The 21,248-nt window shown below is 66.5% G+C and carries 22 protein-coding genes and 1 tRNA gene; 15 read left to right on the plus strand and 8 right to left on the minus strand.

What is annotated here, in order from left to right:
- Positions 1-45: 45 nt before the first annotated feature.
- A complete protein-coding gene (locus tag ACEN8G_RS10940; protein WP_413415327.1) occupies positions 46-417 on the minus strand; it encodes a dihydroneopterin aldolase in 372 nt (123 codons plus the stop codon).
- Positions 418-587: 170 nt separating this feature from the next.
- Between ACEN8G_RS10940 and ACEN8G_RS10945 the strand changes: the two genes are divergently transcribed.
- From ACEN8G_RS10945 to ACEN8G_RS10960, 4 genes are all read left to right on the plus strand, one after another.
- Positions 588-1,118 carry a GNAT family N-acetyltransferase gene (locus tag ACEN8G_RS10945; protein ID WP_413415326.1) on the plus strand — a complete coding sequence of 177 codons (531 nt, stop codon included), beginning with the start codon at positions 588-590 and terminating at the stop codon, positions 1,116-1,118.
- Between the two features lie 327 nt (positions 1,119-1,445).
- Positions 1,446-2,012, plus strand: a complete 567-nt coding sequence (locus ACEN8G_RS10950; RefSeq protein WP_413740784.1) for a DUF1285 domain-containing protein — start codon at positions 1,446-1,448, stop codon at positions 2,010-2,012.
- Positions 2,009-2,599 (plus strand): CoA pyrophosphatase, encoded by a 591-nt coding sequence (locus tag ACEN8G_RS10955; protein ID WP_413418341.1) that lies wholly within the window; start codon positions 2,009-2,011, stop codon positions 2,597-2,599. Before ACEN8G_RS10950 ends, ACEN8G_RS10955 begins: the two co-directional genes overlap by 4 nt.
- Complete coding sequence (locus ACEN8G_RS10960; RefSeq protein ID WP_413418339.1) at positions 2,587-3,777, plus strand: CCA tRNA nucleotidyltransferase; 1,191 nt, start codon at positions 2,587-2,589, stop codon at positions 3,775-3,777. The genes ACEN8G_RS10955 and ACEN8G_RS10960 overlap by 13 nt, the downstream gene beginning before the upstream one ends.
- Here ACEN8G_RS10960 and ACEN8G_RS10965 read toward each other — a convergent pair.
- On the minus strand, positions 3,747-5,363 hold the full coding sequence (locus tag ACEN8G_RS10965; protein WP_413418345.1) for a putative bifunctional diguanylate cyclase/phosphodiesterase: 1,617 nt from the start codon (positions 5,361-5,363) through the stop codon (positions 3,747-3,749). The two genes, ACEN8G_RS10960 and ACEN8G_RS10965, sit on opposite strands and share 31 nt — an antisense overlap.
- Before the next feature lie 159 nt (positions 5,364-5,522).
- A complete protein-coding gene (gene parC, locus ACEN8G_RS10970) occupies positions 5,523-7,763 on the minus strand; it encodes a DNA topoisomerase IV subunit A (RefSeq protein WP_413418337.1) in 2,241 nt (746 codons plus the stop codon).
- A 538-nt stretch (positions 7,764-8,301) separates the two neighbouring features.
- On the opposite strand from parC, the gene ACEN8G_RS10975 reads away from it, so the two are divergent.
- Positions 8,302-8,913 carry an outer membrane protein gene (locus ACEN8G_RS10975; RefSeq protein WP_413418335.1) on the plus strand — a complete coding sequence of 204 codons (612 nt, stop codon included), beginning with the start codon at positions 8,302-8,304 and terminating at the stop codon, positions 8,911-8,913.
- A gap of 42 nt (positions 8,914-8,955) precedes the next feature.
- On the opposite strand, the gene ACEN8G_RS10980 is transcribed toward ACEN8G_RS10975, so the two are convergent.
- Positions 8,956-9,897, minus strand: a complete 942-nt coding sequence (locus ACEN8G_RS10980; RefSeq protein WP_413418333.1) for a LysR substrate-binding domain-containing protein — start codon at positions 9,895-9,897, stop codon at positions 8,956-8,958.
- Positions 9,898-10,011: 114 nt separating this feature from the next.
- Here ACEN8G_RS10980 and ACEN8G_RS10985 point away from each other — a divergent pair, with 114 nt between their 5' ends.
- The 8 genes from ACEN8G_RS10985 (at position 10,012) to ACEN8G_RS11020 (ending at position 16,036) form a co-directional block, all read left to right on the plus strand.
- Complete coding sequence (locus ACEN8G_RS10985; RefSeq protein ID WP_413418331.1) at positions 10,012-10,329, plus strand: UrcA family protein; 318 nt, start codon at positions 10,012-10,014, stop codon at positions 10,327-10,329.
- A gap of 172 nt (positions 10,330-10,501) precedes the next feature.
- Positions 10,502-11,407: a hypothetical protein gene (locus tag ACEN8G_RS10990; protein WP_413415635.1), complete on the plus strand. Its 906-nt coding sequence runs from the start codon at positions 10,502-10,504 to the stop codon at positions 11,405-11,407.
- A 177-nt stretch (positions 11,408-11,584) separates the two neighbouring features.
- Positions 11,585-12,454 carry a DUF4349 domain-containing protein gene (locus ACEN8G_RS10995; RefSeq protein WP_413415634.1) on the plus strand — a complete coding sequence of 290 codons (870 nt, stop codon included), beginning with the start codon at positions 11,585-11,587 and terminating at the stop codon, positions 12,452-12,454.
- Positions 12,455-12,564: 110 nt separating this feature from the next.
- Complete coding sequence (locus tag ACEN8G_RS11000) at positions 12,565-13,560, plus strand: DUF4349 domain-containing protein (protein WP_413415632.1); 996 nt, start codon at positions 12,565-12,567, stop codon at positions 13,558-13,560.
- 104 nt (positions 13,561-13,664) lie between these two features.
- Positions 13,665-14,444 (plus strand): phosphoribosylaminoimidazolesuccinocarboxamide synthase, encoded by a 780-nt coding sequence (gene purC / locus ACEN8G_RS11005; protein WP_184165459.1) that lies wholly within the window; start codon positions 13,665-13,667, stop codon positions 14,442-14,444.
- Positions 14,445-14,623: 179 nt separating this feature from the next.
- A complete protein-coding gene (gene purS, locus ACEN8G_RS11010) occupies positions 14,624-14,854 on the plus strand; it encodes a phosphoribosylformylglycinamidine synthase subunit PurS (protein WP_413415631.1) in 231 nt (76 codons plus the stop codon).
- A complete protein-coding gene (gene purQ / locus ACEN8G_RS11015; protein ID WP_413415630.1) occupies positions 14,851-15,516 on the plus strand; it encodes a phosphoribosylformylglycinamidine synthase subunit PurQ in 666 nt (221 codons plus the stop codon). Before purS ends, purQ begins: the two co-directional genes overlap by 4 nt.
- Before the next feature lie 55 nt (positions 15,517-15,571).
- Positions 15,572-16,036, plus strand: coding sequence for a cysteine hydrolase family protein (locus ACEN8G_RS11020; RefSeq protein WP_413415629.1), 465 nt, complete (start codon positions 15,572-15,574; stop codon positions 16,034-16,036).
- A 126-nt stretch (positions 16,037-16,162) separates the two neighbouring features.
- Here ACEN8G_RS11020 and ACEN8G_RS11025 read toward each other — a convergent pair whose 3' ends face one another.
- The 4 genes from ACEN8G_RS11025 to ACEN8G_RS11040 form a co-directional block, all read right to left on the minus strand.
- Positions 16,163-17,500, minus strand: a complete 1,338-nt coding sequence (locus ACEN8G_RS11025; RefSeq protein ID WP_413415628.1) for a methyl-accepting chemotaxis protein — start codon at positions 17,498-17,500, stop codon at positions 16,163-16,165.
- A 147-nt stretch (positions 17,501-17,647) separates the two neighbouring features.
- Positions 17,648-18,478 carry an alpha/beta hydrolase gene (locus ACEN8G_RS11030; RefSeq protein ID WP_413415627.1) on the minus strand — a complete coding sequence of 277 codons (831 nt, stop codon included), beginning with the start codon at positions 18,476-18,478 and terminating at the stop codon, positions 17,648-17,650.
- A gap of 57 nt (positions 18,479-18,535) precedes the next feature.
- Positions 18,536-18,874 (minus strand): hypothetical protein, encoded by a 339-nt coding sequence (locus ACEN8G_RS11035; RefSeq protein ID WP_413415626.1) that lies wholly within the window; start codon positions 18,872-18,874, stop codon positions 18,536-18,538.
- A 4-nt stretch (positions 18,875-18,878) separates the two neighbouring features.
- The gene (locus ACEN8G_RS11040) at positions 18,879-19,628 is read right to left on the minus strand and encodes a queuosine precursor transporter (RefSeq protein ID WP_413415625.1); all 750 of its coding nucleotides are present in this window, start codon (positions 19,626-19,628) and stop codon (positions 18,879-18,881) included.
- Positions 19,629-19,686: 58 nt separating this feature from the next.
- Here ACEN8G_RS11040 and ACEN8G_RS11045 point away from each other — a divergent pair.
- Both ACEN8G_RS11045 and ACEN8G_RS11050 read left to right on the plus strand, forming a co-directional pair.
- Positions 19,687-19,763, plus strand: a tRNA-Arg gene (locus ACEN8G_RS11045).
- Positions 19,764-19,927: 164 nt separating this feature from the next.
- Positions 19,928-20,971, plus strand: a complete 1,044-nt coding sequence (locus ACEN8G_RS11050; RefSeq protein ID WP_413415624.1) for a rod shape-determining protein — start codon at positions 19,928-19,930, stop codon at positions 20,969-20,971.
- Positions 20,972-21,248 lie beyond the last annotated feature (277 nt).

A 21,248-nucleotide genomic window follows, 5' to 3' on the forward strand; every position in this document is an offset into this window, starting at 1 on the left:
GCGTGCGCTCGCGGCCTGAGGTCCCGGCTTTCGCCGGGATGACGCCTAGCGGCGCTCGCGCACCAGCGTGATGCCGATCGATTCGCCCTGCTCGGCGATCGCCAGCTTGACGATTCGCACCTCGACGCGCTGCACCCGCGCATCGCCGACGAACAGCGTGTCGCAGATATGCTCGGCCACCGCCTCCACCAGCGTGAAGTGGACGTCCTTGGGCAGGCCGTCTGTCGCGGCGTGCTTGACGTCCATATAGTTCTTCGAGGCCTTGAGCGGCGTGTCCGGCTCGAACCGCTCGGGCATGTCGATGTCCACCGTCACCGAGATGCGCAGCGGCTGCGGAAGATGCGTCTCTTCCGAATAGACGCCGGTGAGGACTTCGACTTCCAGGTCATGGACCTGGAGCTTCAGGGAATCGGGCAAGTCGCCAATGCCTTTCAGGGGAAACAGGCCGCGCCCAATAGCAGATGCACGCCTGCTGGAAAGCCCGCCCCTCGTTCCCGGCCCGCCCCGACATATATTCAGTATTGCGAAAGCGGCGATGGGCGCTATTTCGCGCGGCCCCGATCCGCAGGTCGGGCGTTGTGAAAGGAATGTATGAAGTGATCGCATTGCTGCCGCTGGAGACCGTGGATCCTCAGGCCGTCGAGACGCTGCTCGACCGTGCTTTTGGTCCGGGCCGACGCGCGCGCACTGCGTACAAGGTGCGCCTTGGCACTTCCGAGATCCCCGAGCTGAGCTTCGCCGCGGTGGCCGATGACGGCAGCCTGCTCGGCTCGATTCAGTGCTGGCCGGTCGCACTCGAATGCGATGGCGGCGGCAGCGTGCCGATGGTGATGGTCGGCCCCGTCGCGGTGCAGCCCGATCGCCAGCAGGGCGGCATCGGCCGCATGCTGATGGAGCGTATGCTCGAAGCCGCGGAGGCCGTTTCGGTCCCCGGCGCCGACGCGCTGATGCTGGTCGGCGACCCCGAATATTATGGCCGCTTCTTCGATTTCACCGCCGAGAAGACCGGCGGCTGGCGCCTGCCCGGCCCATTCGAGGCTCGCCGCCTGCTCGCCCGCGGCACCGGGGTGCCGGCCGGCCCGGGCCAGGTCGGGGCGCGTCTTCGACGGGCGGCGTGATCGTTAGGCGCGCATCTCCATTCCGTCACCCCGGCCTTGTGCCGGGGTCCACCGGGAGGCAAGATACGGACAAGAGGCTCGAGCGCGGTACGGGCGGCATAGTGGACCCCCGCACAAGGCCGGGGTGACGGGTTGGGTTCCAGTAACGGTCGCCCCTTCCAATGTAGGATTTTGTCTGCTTGGGTCCTCGGCATGGCCGACCATTCGAAGCCTTTCTTCCACACCCTTCGTTTGCAGAAGCATCCTGGCGCCGGAAGCCTCGCGCGTGGATGTCGTGAACTTAGTGAACTTCCGCGCCCCAAACGGCCCCTGAACTGAGGCGAATCGATGCCCTCCCCGCCCCCGCCCGACTTCGCCAGCCTCTCGCTCGCCGAGATCGCCCGCCTGGCCGAGGAGAATCGCCTGCCGCCGGTCGAGAGCTGGAACCCGACGCATTGCGGGCATAGCGACATGCGCATCGCGCGCGACGGCACCTGGTTCCACCAGGGCTCGCCGATCGGGCGCCTTCCAATGGTCCGCCTGTTCTCGACGATCCTGCGCCGCGAGCCCGACGGCCGCTTCGTGCTGGTCACCCCGGTCGAGAAGCTCGACATCGATGTCGAGGATGCCCCCTTCACCGCGGTTGAGATGAAGCGCGAGGGCGAAGGCGCGGCGATGCGGCTCGCCTTCCGGCTCAACACCGGCGATCTCGTCCCCGCCGGGCCCGAGCATGGCCTGCGCTTCGAGGAGCGCGGGGATGGTCCCCGCCCCTATCTCCATGTCCGCCGCGGGCTGGAGGCGCTGGTCGCGCGCAGCGTCTATTACGAGCTGGCCGAGATCGCGCTGGCCAATGGCAGCACGCCGCCGGGCGTGTGGAGCAACGGCAGCTTCTTCGCGCTGGAGCCAGGCGCATGAGCCTCGCCGATCGACTGCGCCTGGCGCTGGCCGCGGATCATTCGCCGTTGCTGCTGCCGGGCGACCATTATGACTTCGATCCCGCGATCCAGGGCAATCCCGCCGCGGTGCTGATCGCCGTCACCGACCGCGCCGCGCCGGGCGTGATCCTCACCCAGCGCACCGAGACGCTGCGCCGCCATGCCGGCCAGGTCGCCTTTCCCGGCGGCCGGATCGACCCGGGCGACGATGGCCCGATCGGCGCGGCGCTGCGCGAGGCCGAGGAGGAGATCGCCCTGCCCCCCGCCTCGGTCGAGGTGGTGGGCATGACCGACAGCTACCGCACCGTCACCAACTATGTCGTCACCCCAGTGATCGGCGTGGTGCCGCCCGACCTGATGCTCACGCCTTCGGAAGCGGAAGTCGCCAGCGTGTTCGAGGTGCCGCTCGATTTCCTGCTCGACACCGCGAACCAGCGCGAGCAGGTGGCGGAATATCAGGGCCGCGAGCGGCGCTATTACGAGATACTCTGGCAGGATCGCCGGATCTGGGGAGCAACGGCGGCGATGCTGGTCAATCTGTCGAGGCGGCTGCGATGGGCGGCATGATCCTGCCCGACGCCGAATGGCGGCACCGCGCGGGGCTCGCGCATCTGGTCGAGGTGCTCGGCGATGCGCGCTTCGTCGGCGGATCGGTGCGCGATACCCTGCTCGACCTGCCGGTCTCCGATCTCGATGTCGCGACACCGCTCTCGCCCCAGCGGGTGATGGAATTGCTCAAGGGCGCCGGCATCCGTGCGGTGCCGACGGGGATCGAGCACGGCACGATCACCGCGGTGCTGGAGAGCGGCCCGGTCGAGGTGACCACCTTGCGCCGCGACGTCTCCACCGACGGCCGCCGTGCCACCGTCGCCTTCACCGATGACTGGCGCGAGGACGCGGCGCGGCGCGATTTCACGATCAACGCGCTCTATGCCGATCCCGCGACCGGCGAGATCTTCGACTATTTCGGCGGCCTGGCCGATCTCGCGGTGCGCCATGTCCGCTTCATCGGCGATCCGCTCCAGCGCATCGCCGAGGATCACCTCCGCATCCTGCGCTTCTTCCGCTTCCTCGCCCGCTTCGGGGACGTCGCCGATCCGGCCGGGCTCGAGGCCTGCACCGCCCGCGCCAGGGACCTGATGGCGCTCAGCCGCGAGCGGATCGCGGACGAGCTGCTCAAGCTGCTGGTGGCGAAGGACGCGGTGCGCGTCGTCGCGCTGATGATCGAGCGCGGCATCTTCGCGCCAGTGCTGCCGGAGATCGTGTCGGCGGACCGCTTCGCCGATCTCGCGGCACGCGAGGACGCGGCCGGTGTCGCTCCCGATGCAATCCGCCGGCTCGCCGCGCTGATCCCGGCCGACCCCGCGCTTGCCGAGCTGATCGCCGCACGCCTCAAGCTCTCGAAGGCCCAGCGCAAGCGCCTCGGTGCCGCTGCCCTGCCGCCCGAGGGCAATTTCATCGCGATGGCATGGCATGCAGGCGTGGAAGCCGCACGCGACCGGTTGCTGCTCTTCGGCAGCCCGCTTTCGGAGGTGGCGGTGCTGGATGGGTGGCAGCCGCCTCGCTTCCCGCTCACCGGCGGCGCGATCGTGGCGCGCGGCATCAAGGCCGGGCCCGATGTCGCGCGGCTAATGAAGCAGGTCGAGCAAGCCTGGATCGCCGAGGGGTTTCCGGACGAGGCCCGCGTGTCGGCACTGGCCGACGAGGCAGTGGCTCAGGCGTTGCGCTCGGCGAGCAGCGCGTAGGCGTCCTCGCGCTCCAGGGCGCGCGAATAGAGGAAGCCCTGGCCATAGGTGCAGCCCAGCGCCGCCAGCGTCTGAGCAAGCTCGTTGGTCTCGATGCCCTCGGCGGTGGTCTGCATGCCGAGCGCCTGGGCGAGGCTGAGGATGGCGCGGACGATCGCGACCTTGTCGCGGTCGGCCAGCATGCCGGAGACGAAGCTGCGGTCGATCTTGAGCAGGTCGATCGGCAGCTTCTGGAGATAGGCGAGGTTCGAATAGCCCGTGCCGAAATCGTCCATCGCCAGCGTGGTGCCCAGGTCCTTGAGCGCATTCATCGTCTGGGCGATGCGATCCGGATCGGTGACGATCGCGCTCTCGGTGAGCTCGAGGGTCAGGCGGTTGCCGGCCACGCCGTGCCGGTCGAGCGCGCCCTTGACCATGGCGGGGATGTGATCGCGCTGCAGCTGGATCGCCGAGAGGTTGACCGCGACCTTGACGCCGGCGTCGCCGCCCGCCGCGCGGTCCCAGGCCGCGATGGTCTGCGCCGCTTCCTCCATCGCCCAGCGGCCGAGCGGGATGATCAGGCCCGATTCCTCGGCAACGGGGATGAAGTCGTTGGGCGAAAGCGCCACGCCCTCCTCGTTGGTCCAGCGGGCGAGCGCCTCGAACGAGACGATGCGGCCAGTCGCAAGGTCGCAGATCGGCTGGTAGCAGAGCGTCATCTGGCCATGCTCGATCGCCCGGCGCAGCTCGGTCTCGATGCCGAACTGCTCGCGGGCGATGTCGAAGGTATGCGCCTGGTAGATCTCGGTGCGGCCGCTCTTCTTGGCGCGCTTGACCGCGAACTGGGCGTTGCGGACCAGATCCTCGGGATCGCCGTCATTGTCGCCGCCCAGGGCGATGCCGATCGAGCAATCGACGCGGATCTCGAAGTCCGAGAGGCGGAACGGATTGGCCAGCGCCGCCTGGATGCGCTTGGCGACATGGAGCGCGTCGCCCGGCCCCTCGTCGAGAGTGAGCAGCACGCCGAACTCGTCGCCGCCCATCCGGGCCAGCGTGTCGCGGCTGCGCAGCGCACCCTTCACGCGGCGCGCCACAGTGATCAGCAGCTCGTCGCCGGCAAGGCCGCCCATGCAGGCATTGACGCGGCTGAACCGGTCGAGATTGACCACCAGCACCGCGAAATCGCCGACATTCTCGGGCGAGATCGCATGCTCGAGGGCATCGGAGAAGCCGGCGCGGTTGGGCAGGCCGGTGAGGCTGTCCGTCGCCATCTCGCGGCGCAGGCTGTATTCGGTACGCAGCTCGGAGGTGTGATCGACCAGAGTGACCATGCAGCGCGGAAAGGCGCGGCGATCGGCACGCTTGGCGAGCATCACCCGGAAATGCCGGGCATCGACCTCGTCGCCGAACTGCCAGCTGATCTCGCACTGCATCTCGTTCGATTCGATGAAGCGGCGGAGACGCGGTCCGAGCAGGCGGATCAGCGGCGATTCGCTGGCGACGGTGCCGAGGCCGGCGAGGCGGAAGGAACGATTGACCGCATCGAAGACGAAGCAGTCGTCCTGCAGTTCGACGAGCGCAGCGGGCACCGGCAGCATGTCGAGCATCATCGCCGAGACGCCCGGACCGAAGGCAAGCGCGTCCGGCTGCTGCGGCAGGGGCAGCTGCGCCACGAGACGGGCTTTCTTCGACCTGGCGAACACCATCCTGTTCGGCCTAGTCCCGATTGGTTAAAACCGCCTGAAACAAAAGCGTTTTACGTCGCCCTAGAAACGATTGTCGCGCGGAAAGCCGTTCGGCGCCATCCGGCCCGCCGCGCCGCGCGTCGCGCGCCAGGGCGAAAGATCGGTCTCGCTGCGCGTCCGGCCGCTCTCGCCGCCCATCGCCCAGCTCAGCCCGTCGACCATCCTGAAGGTCCGCACGTCGCTCAGCCCGCCATCGCGGTAGCGCTGGAGCTGAACGCCCTGCCCGCGCCCAAGCTCCGCCACTTCGGACAGCGGGAAGACCAGCAGCTTGCGGTTGTCGCCCACCGCCGCCACCGCATCGTCCTCGGCACCGATCGGCTTGACCAGCTTGAGATGCGCGCCGGCGCGCGGCGTCACCACCTGCTTGCCCTTGCGCGTCTCGGCGATCACGTCCTCGACCTTCACCACGAAGCCGCGGCCGTCATCCGCCGCCACCAGCAGCTTCGGCGCCTGGCTCGACGGCAGCAGGGCGATAATGTTCCGTTCGCCCTCCAGGTCGATCATCAGCCGAACCGGCTCGCCGAACCCGCGCCCGCCGGGCAGCTTGTCGGCGCCCAGCGTGTAGAAACGGCCATTGTCGGCGGCCAGCAGCAGCTTGTCGGTGGTCTGGGCGTGGAAGGCCAGGAAAGCCGAATCGCCTTCCTTGAACTTCAGCGCGTCGCCCGACAGGTCCTCGACATGCCCCTTCATCGCGCGGATCCAGCCGCGGGCCGAGAGGATCACCGTGATCGGCTCGCGCTCGATCATCGCCTCCAGCGGGATCTCGCGCGCCGGCGCCGCTTCCTCGACCAGGGTGCGGCGCTTGCCCAAAGCCGTCTCCGGGCCGTAGCGCTCGATCATCTTGGCGAGATCGCGCTTCATCCGGGTGCGCTGGCGCGCATCCGAGGAGAGCAGCAGCTCGAGATCGGCCTTTTCCTTCTCCAGCGCGTCGCGCTCGCGCTTGAGTTCCATCTCCTCGAGCTTGCGCAAAGAGCGCAGCCGCATGTTGAGGATCGCCTCGGCCTGGCGGTCGGTCAGCTGGAACTCGGCCATCATCACCGGCTTGGGCTCGTCCTCGGTGCGGATGATCTCGATCACCCGGTCGAGATTGAGGAAGGCGATGATGTAGCCGCCGACCAGCTCGAGCCGGTCGGTGATCTTGGCCACCCGGTGCTCGGACTTGCGGCGCAGCACCACGAACTGGTGCTCGAGCCAGCCCTGCAGCGCCTCGGTGAGGCTCATCACCCGCGGGGTGCGGTGCTTGTCGAGCACGTTGAGGTTGAGCGGCACGCGCACTTCGAGGTCCGACAGACGGAAAAGGCTGTTGATCAGGTCCTCGGCCACCACCGTGCGGCTGCGCGGCTCGAGCACGATGCGGATATCCTCGGCGCTCTCGTCGCGGACATCGCCGAGGATCGGCAGCTTCTTCTCGTTGATGAGGTCGGCGATACCCTCGATCAGCTTGCCCTTCTGGACGCCGTAGGGGATCTCGGAGACCACGAGGTGCCAGCCCCCGCCCTTCTCGGTCACCTTCTCGATCTTCGCGCGCACCCGGAAGCCGCCACGGCCGGTGGCATAGGCCTCGGCGATCGCCGCCGGGCTGTCCACGATGATGCCGCCGGTCGGCAGGTCGGGCCCCTGGACATAGTCGAGGACATTGGCCTGGGGATTGTCGATCAGCGCCACCGCCGCATTCATCAGCTCGGCGGCATTGTGTGGCGGGATGCTCGTCGCCATGCCGACCGCGATGCCGGCGGCGCCATTGGCGAGCAGGTTCGGGAACAGGCCCGGAAAGAGCTCGGGCTCCTCGTCCTCGCCGTTATAGGTGGGGCGGAAATCGACGGCATTCTCGTCGAGCCCGTCCATCAGGTCGATGGCGACCTGGGTCAGCCGCGCCTCGGTATAGCGATAGGCCGCGGCGTTATCGCCGTCGATATTGCCGAAATTGCCCTGGCCGTCGACCAGCGGGTAGCGCAGCGCGAAGGTCTGGGCGAGGCGGACCATCGCGTCATAGACCGACTGATCGCCGTGCGGGTGATATTTACCGATCACGTCGCCGACGACGCGGGCGCACTTCTTGTAGCCGCTCGCCGGATCGAGCCGCAGTAGCCGCATCGCCCAGAGCAGGCGGCGGTGGACCGGCTTCAGCCCGTCACGGACGTCCGGCAGCGAGCGCGCCGTGATCGTGGAGAGCGCGTAGACCAGGTACCGCTCGGAAAGCGCGCTGTCGAAGGGAACGTCGGAAGGCGCGCCGGGGTCTTGGATGTCGGTGTCGAGGCTCATTGCCCATCCCGGATAGCAGCAGCAAAGGCCAAGCGCCAAGCCGGGGCGCGGCGACATTCAACCGAACGCTTGGGCGTTGGAAAATTCGAGCAGCTGACCGAGCGGCTAACTATCGAATTTCCCGTGGTTTTACCGAAACGCCCGCGGAGAAATGTTGAATCCCTTGAATCTCCACACGCGTGCGCGAGAGCCGATAAAGCCAAGGGCGGGGCATGAGGTTCGGGATAAGGCCGCATTCCAGAACTAAAGCAGAACATTTCCAACTTTGCCAGTGGCGAGGCCAGCTTTGCGCCACGGACCTGCCATTTTCGGCCTGCGCCTCCGAGAGAAGAGCATGGCACATGCCTGGAAGAATGTGGCGATCTGTCACATCGGTTCGCCACGTCGACGCCACAATAGATTCCGTAACCATTCGTTACGAACCTACTTCACTTTCAATACCGCGCATGTTCCCAAAAAATTATCTCAATATATTACGGGATCTAAAAAACTGCTCCGTCCCGGAAATACACAGGGGAACTTAACGAAAGTGAGCAACATGCGTAATTCGATCCTGATACTCGCCGCCGCGACTTGCCTCGTTGGCGCGAACACTGCCCTTGCTCAGGAAACCGAACAGGCGCCCGCCAAGGCCTTTGCCGGTCCGCGCGTCGAGGCGACGATCGGCCTCGACCAGAGCAGCGACGATGCGCTTTCCGGCGGCGAACTGACCGGGCTGCGCGCGGGCGGCGCGGTCGGCTATGACGTGGCTATCGGCAAGCGGGTCACCATCGGCGTCGAAGGCGGTATCGGCTGGGTCGTCGCGGGCAGCGCCAAGGTCGGGCCGTTCCCGGGCACCGGGTCGACTACCTTCAAGACCGACGCGGCACGCGACATCGATGTCTCTGCCCGCATCGGCTACGCGTTGAGCCCGAAGACGCTGATCTTTGCCAAGGCCGGCTGGGCGGACCTGCGCTACGAGACTCACGGTAGCGACGGCCGGGACTATGGTCCCAGCACCGCCAATGGTCTGCGCGTGGGCGCCGGCATCGAGCAGAAGCTGACCAAGAACGTCTATGCCAAGGCCGAATATCGCCTCACGCGAACTGACGACTATCTGGGCCACGACGATCGCCACCAGCTGCTGACCGGCATCGGCGTGCGCTTCTAGAACGCATGCGCGGCAGGGGGATGGCTTGTCCCCATCCCCCTGTCAGTCCGCCGGACGGCCCTCCGGCGGCACCAGCGCGCCCCAGGGGTCGTGGGCCATCGAGGTCTTCACCTCCTCCAGCAGCCAGTCGCGAAAGGCGCGGATCTTGGGCTGGTTGCGCTTGTTCTCGGCATACATCAGCCAGAAGGCATTGCGATACTGGGCGGTGATCTGCGGGAGCAGCTGGACGAGCTGGCCCGAGGCGATCGCCGGCAGCCACATCGGCGGGCTGAGAATCGAGATGCCGTGGCCTGCAATCGCGGCATTGCCGTCGAGAATCTGCGAATCGAAACGGACGCCGGCCAGATCGACATAGGCCGGCGTCTCGCCCATCGCCGCGGCGAACCACAGGTCCCACCAATCGTCGTTATAGGTCAGCCGGGGCAGATCGAGCAGATCGGCCGGCGTGCGCACCGGCGGGTGCCGCGCCAGGAAGTCCGGGCTGGCAAAGGGCGCCACGGGCATGCCCATCAGGAAATGGCAGCTGTGCCCCGGCATCGGGCCGGGCGCGCCGCGCAGCCCGACATCGGCCTCCCCTGCCAGCAGATCGACGATCTCGTCGCCGACGTGCAGCCGCACCGCCAGCTCGGGCCGGGCGAGCTGGAACGAGCCGATCCGGCCGGCGAGCCAGTTGGTGGCGAGCGTGCGCGGCGCGGTGATCCGCATCACGCTCTCGCTTTCGGCGTGCACCGCGGCAAAGGCGTCGCCCATCGCATCGAAGGCAGTGGTGATCTGCGGCGCGATCCGGCGGCCGACATCAGTGAGCGCGATCCCGCGCCCGCTGCGCGCGAACAGCGGCGCGCCGACGCGCTCCTCGAGCAGCTTCATCTGATAGCTCACCGCCGCCTGGGTCATGCCCAGTTCCCCCGCGGCGCGGGTGAAGTTGCCGTGCCGGGCAGCGGCCTCGAACACGCGGACGGCGGACAGGGGCGGAAGGCGACGCATCAGAATATACAAGCACAGCTTATGGATGTTGGCCAATGATTTGTTGGCCCGCCGGCGCGTTCGGGCGCAGATGGAGGGGGTGCCGAACATGGCGCGCATCCAAAGGAACAAGCCATGCTGAAGACCCTGATCCCCCTCGCCCTGATCCTTTCGCCCGCGTTGATACCGCTGGCCGCGAAGGCGCAGAACCACGAAATCGTCCGCGTTTCCTATGCGGATCTCGACCTGTCCCGCGCCGAGGGCCGCAGCGTGCTCGACCGGCGGCTGGCCCGCGCGATCGACAAGGCATGCCCGGCCACCCGCCCCGGCTATGTGACCGAGTCTCCCAGTGCGCTGCGCTGCAAGGCGCTCCTGCGCGAGCGCGTCTCGGAAGCGCGCCAGCAGGCCGTCGCCCGGCAGGGCGGCGCCGTCCGGATCTCCGCCCGTCCCTGATTGATCCCTCGGAAGGCGAAGAGGCGGGCGGCCTGCAACGCCGCCCGCCAACCCATAAGCATTGCTGATATCGCGCGGCGCGATCCCGAAAAGGGAAAGCCGGTGCGTTTCGGGCGGGTTGGGCCCGTCACAAAATATGGTTACTCCTTGGTCAAGGAACAGGGAGGAACCCATGCGAGTCGTTTGGGCATTGGCGGCGCTTGCGCTGCTCGCTGGATGCGATGATCTCAATCGCCCGGCGGACGGCAAGGACAAGTCCGAATTCGCTTCGGCAGCCAATGCCGAGGCCTTCGCCTCGACCGGCACGGGCTTCGACTATCGCTATGCCTATCGCCTGCCCGGAAGCCGGGTGAAGGGCGTGCTCCAGTCCAATGCCGATGCCTGCGACCGGATCGGCCCGGCGCGCTGCCGCATCCTCTCGATGCGCTACCGCGTCGACGACGGCAACAAGACGCGCGCGGTGCTGACCATCCGCATCGATCCGTCGATCGCCCGGGCATTCGGCGACGCGGTGACCAAGAACGTGACCGGATCGGACGGCGTGCTGGTCGATACCGAGATAACCGGCGCGGACTCGACCGCCACGGCGCGCAGCGTCGCGGTGGTGAAGCGGCTGCAGGACCAGCTGCAGAATGCCCGCGCCAGCACCTCGCCCGACGGCCAGGCCCGCGCCGCGCGCCTGCAGAACGCGCTGTCGATGATCGCCGAGGTGGAGGCGAGCCAGGGCCAGACGTTGGCCAATGCGCCGATGCTGTTCACCTATGAATCGAGCAGCGCGCTGAGCGGCCTGGGCTCGTCCGAGGCGAATTTCCGAACCGCCGGGCAGACGCTGGAGAATTCGGTCGCCCAGCTCGTCCAGCTGCTGGCGAGCATCGGACCCTGGTGCCTGCTGATGCTGGCGGTGGTGCTGCTGCTGCGCTGGATCATCCATGGCCGCGCCGTGGGCTCCGATCCCGAACCGCGCCATGACGACAGCTACGAAAGCGCGCATGACGGCCGCGACCAGCGCGGGCGCGGCGACAATCGCAACCTGATCCAGCGCTGGTTCTCCCGCGATGAAGAAGACCAGCACGCCTAAAAGCCGCTGACAGCCCGACAAGGCAGCGCCCGTGACCGGTTCCCGCCAAAGCGGGTTACCGGCGCGGGCGCTTTTGCGTCGCCCGCCACAATCTCGCCCCAAATAAGGCTAAATTATGGCTTGACTCATATCCCACCTCCGTGATGGATTATGGCCATATTGTGGCAAGGAGGGATTATGAAGCGTCTTATTCCGTTGCTTTTGCTTGGTGGCGCGCTGGCGGGATGCTCCGGCGCCGACAACGGCCAGACCGGCCAGCGCGATGTCAGCGCCCAGGAGATGACCCAGCCCGCCAGCGAGGCGGCAGGCGATGCCAAGGGGCCTGCCGCCGACAAGGTGAAGGTCAGCCTGCCTCAGCTCGCCTACAGCTATTCGCTCGGCTATCTGCTGCCGACCGACAAGCTGAGCGCGGTGCAGGATGCGCATCGTCGGCTGTGCGAGGACATGGGCCCTGCACGCTGCCAGCTGCTCGCCTTCGAGCGCGACGACAGCCAGGACAAGACCGGCGACGCGTTGACCAAGTTGCGCGTGGCGACGAACGAGGCCAATCGCTTTTCCGACGCGCTGGGCAAGGCCGCGGCCGATGCCGGCGGGCGGGCAACGGGCACCAAGGTCTCCACCGACGACGTCTCCAAGCAGATCGTCGACACCAGGGCGCGGATCGCCCAGCGCGAACTGCTCGTCGCCCGGCTTACCGAGGTGCTGCGCACCCGCTCGGGCAAGGTCTCCGAGCTGGTCGAAGCCGAGCGCAGCGTCGCGGCGGCACAGGAGGAGCTCGACCAGGCCCGTGGCTGGCTGACCGAATTGCAGGGACGAGTCGCGATGTCGGACTTCGAGATCCGCTATTCGGCGATTGCGCCGGCGACCAATTCGGGCAGCGTCGCGGGCCAGCTGACCGAGGCAGGGCAAGGATCCTTCGCCAGCTTCCTCATCGGCATCCGCGCCCTGCTCACGCTGGCGATCTACCTGCTCCCCTGGGTGCTGCTGGCGATCCCGGTAGTGCTGCTGGTGCGGCGCAAGCGCAGCAAGCCGGCTGAGACGGCCTGATCCCATCCGATACGGTTTCTAGGGAGGCAAGCGGGGCAGCGCAGGTTGCCCCGCTTGTTTTTGGCTCGATTATGTGATGTTATAACATTCATAACAGAGGGAGAGAGGTCATGCTGAAACCGAAGCGACGGATATTGGTGGTGAGCGGCGGACTCGCCGCGCTGCTGGTGGCGATCACCTGCGCGAGCCTGATCGGCTCCACCCAGTTCCGCGAGGGACAGAAGCTCGCGACCTATGACGTCCAGACGCCATTGCTGACCACGACGCCCCCGGCCATGCCGAAGAGCGACATCGCCAGATCCTATGCATCCTCGGTGCGCAACTCCGTCTCGCCGCCGGGTGACTCCACCACCGGCGCCGCGGCGATCCCGATCAGCGTGCCGCAGCTCGCCTACAACTTCACCCTCGCCTACCGCCTGCCCGCCGCCGCCATTGCCGGCGCACAACAGGCACATCTCGACCTCTGCAACCGGCTGGGCCCGCGCTGCCAGCTGGTGGCGATGCAGCGCGCCGCCAATGACGACGGCGCGACCAGCGCCTTCCTCAAGCTGCGCGTGGCGAGCCCGCTCGGCCAGGCCTTTGCCGGCGACCTGACCCAGATGATCGGCAAGGCGGGCGGTCGCGCGGTCGATACGCAGATCTCGGCGGAGGACGTCTCGCGCGACCTGGTCGACACCGACGCCCGCCTCCGCCAGCGCGAGATCCTCGTCGCCCGGCTCACCGACATGCTGCGCGGGCGCCAGGGCAAGGTCGGCGAGCTGGTCGAGGCCGAGCGCAGCGTCGCCCAGGCGCAGGAGGAGCTCGACCAGGCCAGGGGCTGGCTGGGCGAGCTGCGCGGCCGCGTCGCCTATTCCAACTTCTCGGTGAGCTATGTCCCGGTAACCGCGCCGGTGCAGGCGCCGACGCCGCAGGGCTTTCTCGGCCGGCTGAGCGACGCGGTGGCGCAGTCGGGTGCGGCGGTGCTCGGAGTCGGGCAGACGCTGCTGCTGCTGGTGATCTTCCTCGGCCCCTGGGCGCTGCTGGCCGGGCTGGCATTGTTCGCGGCACGCCCCTGGCTGCGGCAGTGGCGCCGTGCCGGATTGGGGGCCGTTAACGAGGATGTGTGATTGCGCCTCAGCGCCCCTTTCGTTATAGGCCGCCTCTCGCCCCGGCACGTGCGCGGATTCCCCGTGCCGCCGGGGCAATGACTTTCCAGGGGAAAAAGCACCCGATGGCACGCCGCCGGCAGATCTACGAAGGTAAGGCAAAGATCCTTTACGAGGGTCCCGAACCCGGCACGCTGATCCAGTATTTCAAGGACGACGCGACCGCCTTCAACGCCCAGAAAAAGGGCACGATCAACGGCAAGGGCGTGCTCAACAACCGGATCTCCGAGCACGTCTTCACGCTGCTCGCCGGCATCGGAATCCCGACGCACTTCATCCGCCGCCTCAACATGCGCGAGCAGCTGATCCGCCAGGTCGAGATCGTCCCGATCGAGGTGGTGGTGCGCAACGTCGTCGCCGGTTCGCTGGCCAAGAAGCTCGGGATCGAGGAAGGCACGCCGCTGCCCCGCACGATCATCGAATATTACTACAAGGACGACGCGCTGGGTGACCCGCTGGTCACCGACGAGCACATCCTCTGCTTCGGTTGGGCGAGCCAGGAAGAGCTGCACGACATGGCCGACATGGCCATCCGTGTGAACGACTTCCTCTCGGGCCTGTTCGCCGGCATCGGCATCCGCCTGGTCGACTTCAAGCTCGAGTTCGGCCGGATCTGGGACAACGACTATTCGCGCATCATCCTGGCCGACGAGATCAGCCCGGACGGCTGCCGCCTGTGGGACATGACCACCGGCGAGAAGCTCGACAAGGACCGCTTCCGCCGCGACCTGGGCGGCGAAGTCGAAGCCTATCAGGAAGTCGCGCGCCGGCTGGGCCTGTTCCCGGAGGGCGAGGATTCGGCGGTGCTGGACCTCGAGAGCCACCGGAAGCGCCGGGGCAAATAAGCCCTAGCCCCATCACCAAACCAATACCGTCATCCCGGCGAAAGCCGGGATCTCGTGCGGCTCTTTCCGAGCGCCTTCGCCTGAGATCCTGGCTTTCGCCGGGATGACGCGCATTTAGGCATGGAAAATGACGCGCTTTGGGTTGCAGCCCGGCGCACTCCGCGCCATAGGCGCTGGCCATGAAGCTCCGCATCATCGTCACCTTGAAGAACGGCGTGCTCGACCCCCAGGGCAAGGCCATCCAGCACGCTTTGGGCGGCCTCGGCTTTGACGGCGTCGAAGACGTCCGCGCCGGCAAGATCTTCGAGCTCGAGCTCGCAGATTCGACCAGCGACGAGGCCGTCGACGAGATGTGCCGCAAGCTGCTCGCCAACACCGTCATCGAAAACTACCGGGTGGAAAAGCTGTGAAGACCGCGGTCATCGTCTTTCCGGGCTCCAACTGCGATCGCGACATCGCAGTCGCGCTGGAGGCGGTGACGGGCGTGAAGCCCGCCATGGTATGGCACGGCGAGAGTGAGCTGCCCTCCGGCCTCGGCCTGATCGCCCTGCCCGGCGGCTTCTCCTATGGCGACTATCTCCGCTGCGGCGCGATCGCGGCGCGTTCGCCGGTCGTCAGGGCCGTGATCGAGGCGGCCGACAAGGGCACGCCGGTGATCGGCATCTGCAACGGCTTCCAGGTGCTGACCGAGACCGGGCTGCTGCCCGGCGCGCTGATGCGCAATTCGGGCCTCAACTTCGTCTGCCGCGACGTGCCGCTGACGGTCGACAATTCGCAGTCGATCTTCACCTCGGCCTATCGCTCGGGCGAGCAGATCACCGTTCCCGTCGCGCATCATGACGGCAACTACTTCGCCGATGCCGAGACGCTCGACCGGATCGAGGGCGAGGGCCGCGTCGCCTTCCGCTATGCCGCCGACATCAACGGCTCGGCCCGCAACATCGCCGGCGTGCTCAACAAGGCCGGCAATGTGCTCGGCATGATGCCGCACCCCGAGCGCCGCATCGAAGCCGCGCATGGCGGCACCGACGGCCGCCGCCTGTTCGAGGGCCTGCTCGAAGCGGTGGCCTGAGGCCTGCGTGCCGGGGCCGCTGCCAGCAGAGCGCCCCACCCTCCCCGGAATTGCGATGCTGGTCGTCGACGTCCAGCCGAGCTTTGCCGTGCCGGATGCGATAGTCGAGGGCATCCGCGCGCTGAGCCGGACCCTCTACACCGTGGCAACGGTCGAGCGGCACGATGAGTCGGTGACGCCGTTCGAGCGCCAGCTCGGCTGGAAACCCGCACCCGACGACGAGAGCCTTGTCGCGGCCGACCGCATCTTCGTGAAGCACGGCTATCTTCCGCCAATTGAACTGATCGACCATCTGCGCACGCAGCAGGCGGAACGCGTATATGTCTGCGGCATCCAGGCGGACACTTGCTGCCTGGCAGCAGGCTTCATGCTGTTCGACGCCGGACTGCAGCCCACCCTGCTGCAATGGCTGAGCGTCGGTTCCTCACTAGACCGCAGCGCGGATCTCGGCGCGCGGCTTTGGGAGCATCACTTCGGAAAAGTGCTGCGCAGTCCCGATGAACTAGATTTATCCAAATAGGTACTTACGTCGAATCGTAAGGTGCGTCAGGACATGCGTCTCTCTCATGAGACAAGGAAGGCGGCCGCAAAAGAACCGCGACCGCCCTACTCCGTGACGAACCTAGAATGCATGGTGGCCAGCTACTCAGTGCACCGCGCTGGCGAAGGCGCCGTTCGAGGCGGACAGCCCGGGCGCCGGGAAAGAAATCGGACGCCCCCCACCCGTCACCTGGAAACGCGCCGCCTGCTCGGCGAGCGTGGCGACCTCGACGGTGAGGTTGCGCGCGGCGGCCGAGGTTTCCTCGACCATTGCGGCATTCTGCTGGGTCGACTGGTCCATCACGCCGATCGCACTACTGATCTCGCTGACCGCGGTCGACTGAGCCTGGTTGTCGGCCGCCATCTGGTTGAGCAACGTGTGCACGCCGCTCACCTCTTCGGCGATATGGGCGAGCGCGCCGTCGACCTTCTCGACCATCTCCACCGCGGCGACGATATCGACCTGGGTAGCGGTGAGCTGCTCGCGGGCACGCCCGGCCTCTTCCTCGGCACGCATGGCGAGCGCGGAGACGAGATCGGCAACGACTGCGAAGCCCCTGCCCGCCTCACCGGCACGGCCGGCTTCGACCGCCGCGTTCATCGCGAGGACGCGCGTCTGGAAGGCGATCTTGTCGAGCCCCTCGATGACGCTGTCGATGCCCTTGGCGCTGTCATTGACCCGGTTCATCGCCTGCACCGCCTCATCGACGACCTGGCGGCCGCCCGAGACGGTCGCGGTGGCGCCATCGGCACGCGCCACGGTGCGGCCGGCGGCCTCGGCGGTCGCCTTGAGGCGCTGGTCCATCTGGCTGATCGCGGCAGTGGTCTGCTCGAGGCTCGCGGCATTCGCCTCGGTGCGGCGCGCCAGGCTTTCCGACGCCTGGGCGATCTCGCCCGATCCGTTGCGGATCGCCGAGGTGCTTTCGGTGACGGCGCCGAGCAGGGTCCGCAGCGACGCAAGCGCCGCGTTGAAATTCTCGCGCAGCTTCGCATAGGTCGCCGGATATTCCTCGACGATGTCGGCAGTCAGGTCACCCTTGGCGAGGCGCTCGAGATTGCCGGTCATGCCGCGGACGATCTCGCCGTGATGCTCGGCTTCCTCGTTCTGCTTGATCTGCGCGGCGGCGGTATCGCGGAAGGTGAACATCGCCTTGGTCAGCCGGCCGACACAGTCCCGATATTCGGTGAACTGGATCGGGCTGGCGAGATCGCCGGCGGCGAGCGCCTCCATGCGCACCACGGTGGTGACATAGGGGTCGGCAATGGCCTTGCGATACCAGACGCTGAGGCCGGCGGCCGCCACGGCGGCGGCGATGCCGACGGCCAGGGCAAGCGCCGGGAACAACAACAGGGTCAGCGGGGTGAGCGCGACGAGCGCCGTCATCGAGCCGAACGCTACGAGCAGCTTCCGGCGGATAGGTGCGTTAGCGACGAACCAGTGCATGGGCATTCTCTCAGAACCTGCAACGAAATGTTGCTGCTCGGAGCATTATAGAGTGCCCAGCACCGGAGAATCACGGACCTGCCAAATATCTTCGAAGTAACTTAGGTTATATTTTGCAAGTACGTAAATTACGCAAAAGTCTTTTCGTTACGTTCGCGCTTCAACCCATTGCATAATATCGGCCATCACACTTTCCTTGCCGAGATCGGCAAGCAAGTCATGATAATGCCCCTTATAGATCTTCAGAGTTTTGTCGCTCGACCCGACATGCTCGTAAAAGAATTCGCTGCCATGGCAGACAGTGGCGTGATCCTCGGTGCCGTGCAGGATCATCACCGGGATCGTGATCGTGTCGAACTCCTTGCGCATCCGCTCATCGGCGCGGACCAGCGCGGCCACGGTGGCGGCAGGCTGGACCTCGTCCTTGATGTACGGATCGGCGTTGAGCCTCGCGACCCATTCGGGATCGCGGGAGAAATCCTCGTTCTTCAGCTTGAGCACGCCGAGATGCGGCGCGATGTGGCTGAGCCCCTTGATCGCGGCGAGCGCGAAGCCGGGGGCCGGCACCTGGAAGGCGAAGCTCTCGCAGATGAAGCCGGCGAGCTCGTGCTGATTGTCGAGCGTATAGGTGCAGGAGGTGACGCCGCCGGCGCTGTGGCCGAGCAGGAAGACCTTGAGCCCCGGATGGCGCGACTTGGCGATGGCGATCGTGCCGGCGACATCGTCGACATAGTCGGAGACGTTTTCGACATAGAAGCGCTCGCCCTCCGAGCGGCCGCGGCCACGCAGATCGAGCGCATAGGCCGCATAGCCCTTCTCGACGAAGCGCTGGGCGGTCCATTCATGCTGGCCGCCATGCGAGTTCACCCCGTGGCAGATGACCACTACGGCGCGCGGCTCGCCCTCGGGCAGCCAGGAGCGGAAGAAGATGTTGACGTGCCCCGTGCTGCCGAAAGTCTCTTCCGTCGTCGCGGTCATGCTGCCCTCCTGGAGAATTCGCGGGAAATGATGCCAGCGTTGTCGGCGCGCGTCAGCTTACTCCTTCGGGTATTCGCAAGTGTCGCGCCCGAAGAGCCTGGTAGTGCGGGCAAGGAGCAGCAGCACGACTGGCCAGAACATCGTGTTCCAGATGTCGTGCCAATTGCCCCAGAGATCGATGCGAGTGTGATGGACCAGGCTGTCGCGCAGGTCCCAGGCCTCGCCAAGCAGCGCCGCGGCAAGCACCACGGCCAGCGGCTTCCAGCTCCGCAGCGGCCAGCGAAAGGCCAGCGCCGCGCCGAGGAACAGGGTGAGCCCGACATAGATGTGGAGCGCGTCCTTGGCGAGGCCGACATGCTGGATCAGCCAGAACTTGGCCGATTGCAGCGGGCTCACTGGCTCACACCCGGGTGGCGAAGGGCGTGAAGTCGGTGCCCTTGTCGAACACGTCGACGCCCTCGCGGCGCTTGAGGAAGCCGACGACGAGATAAGTGACCGGCGTGAGGATCACTTCCCAGGCGACCTTGAGCGCCCATTGGGTGAAGAGCACCTGGATGACCAGCGTGGTGGTCCAGCCCGCGGCGCCGAGGAATGCGAGCGGATAGAAGATCAGGCTGTCGATCCCCTCGCCCGCGATCGTCGAGCCGATCGTGCGGGTCCACAGCATCTTGCCGTTGGTCCAGATCTTCATCCGGGCAAGGACATAGGAGTTGACGAACTCGCCGGCCCAGAAGGCGCAGACCGAGGCGAGGACGATGCGCGGCACCTGGCCGAAGATCGTCTCGTACGCCGCCTGGTTGCCCCAGCTCGGTGCCGGCGGCAGCGCGACGACCACCCAGGACATGAAGGCCATGAACAGCACCGCGCCGGTGCCCGCCCAGATCACCCGGCGGGCGCGGGCATAGCCGTAGACCTCGGTCAGCACGTCGCCGATCACATAGGAGACGGGGAAGAACAGAATGCCGGCGCCGAATGGCCAGTAATCATTGTAGATCGGCAGCCAGACCTGCGAGACCTTGCCTGCGCCGAGCACGTTCGACAGCAGGATGATCGCCACGAAGGCGGCCATCACGAAGTCGTAATAGCGGAAATGCCCGCCGCGCAGCGTGTTCGCGGCGACCTGCGCCGGCTTCCCGTTCCCCTCGCTCATGCGGCATCTATGATCCCGGTTCCGCTGCCGCGCAATCCACGCTAGGGGCATCCGGCGCGCGCCCGTAGCTCAGTTGGATAGAGCACGTGCCTTCTAAGCTCGTGGTCGCTGGTTCGAATCCAGCCGGGCGCGCCAAAAACCCAGTCGCACGATCACGCTCACATCGGCGCTGCTGCGGGTCATCCCAACGGATAATGGCTTGACCCCTCCCCGGCACCGGCCCACCGCAGCGGCCCGCGCGATCGATATCGCGCTCCGCAATCCTGCGCAGCGCACGCGATCCCAACAGATTGAACTTGATGCAATTTCCTCGCTTTTTCTCGGGCGGCTCCCACGACCTCGCGATCGACCTCGGCACGGTAAACACAGTCATCTACCTGCGGGACCGCGGCATCGTCCTCAGCGAACCATCGGTGGTGGCGATGGAAACGACCAGCGGCATCTCGCGGGTACGGGCAGTCGGCGCCGAGGCGAAGCTGATGCTCGGGAAGACGCCCGACAATGTCCGCACGATCCGTCCGATGCGCGACGGCGTGATCGCCGACGTCGAGGTGGCGGAGCAGATGATCAAATACTTCATCGACAAGGTTGGTGGCCGCCCGATGCGGATCGGCCGCCGTCCGGAGATCGCGGTCAGCATTCCCAGCAGCGCGACCCAGGTGGAGCGGCGCGCCATCCAGCAGGCGGCCACCAATGCTGGCGCCGGCAAGGTCTATCTGATCGAGGAATCCATGGCCGCGGCCATCGGTGCCGGCCTGCCGATCACCGAGCCGCTCGGCGTCATGGTAGTAGATATCGGCGGGGGCACGACCGAGGTCGCCGTCCTGTCGCTCAAGGGCCTGGCGTACAGCGCCTCGATCCGCGTCGGCGGTGACCGCATGGACGAGGCGATCGCCTCCGCGATCCGCCGCAAGCACAATCTCATGGTCGGCGAAGCCACCGCGGAGCGGATAAAGGTCGAGATCGGCACCGCCCAGCTTCCCGAGGACGGCATCGGCCTGACGACCAAGGTCAGGGGCCGCGACCTGGTGAAGGGCATGCCTTCCGAGGTCGAGGTCAATCAGGGCGAGATCGCCAACGCCCTTGCCGACCTCACCGCCCAGATCGTCGAGGCGGTGCACTCCGCGCTGGAGAAGACCGAGCCGGAGCTGGCCTCCGACATCTATGACCAGGGCATCGTGATGACCGGTGGCGGCAGCCTGCTCGCGAATCTCGACGATGTCCTGTCCAAGGCAACCGGATTGCCGGTCATGGTCGCGGAGAATGCCCTGATGTGCGTCGCCAACGGCGCCGGGCGGGCGCTCGAGGATCCGGTGTATCGCGGCGCAATGTCGAGCAGCTGACCTGCCGCTCCGGCCGCAAAAAAATCTTTGTCCTGATATTCGCGATCTCCCGTCTCCCTTCTGAGGGCACATGCGCGCCTGGGCTGAGGAAACGTCCCGGCGCGCGCAATAGCGCCGGAAGACCATGAATAATATCGTTACGAAGATTTCAATTCGAATACTGCAACAATATTTTCACAGTAACGCGCGAATTAAATAATGCGCGATTCGTTATAAATATTATCAAATAATACATCCGCAATACTGATTGCGGAAACGAACTGGCGCGACTTGACTC

Origin of the sequence: Sphingomonas sp. Sphisp66, from assembly GCF_047324325.1 — a bacterium.
Classification (GTDB): Bacteria; Pseudomonadota; Alphaproteobacteria; order Sphingomonadales; family Sphingomonadaceae; genus Sphingomonas.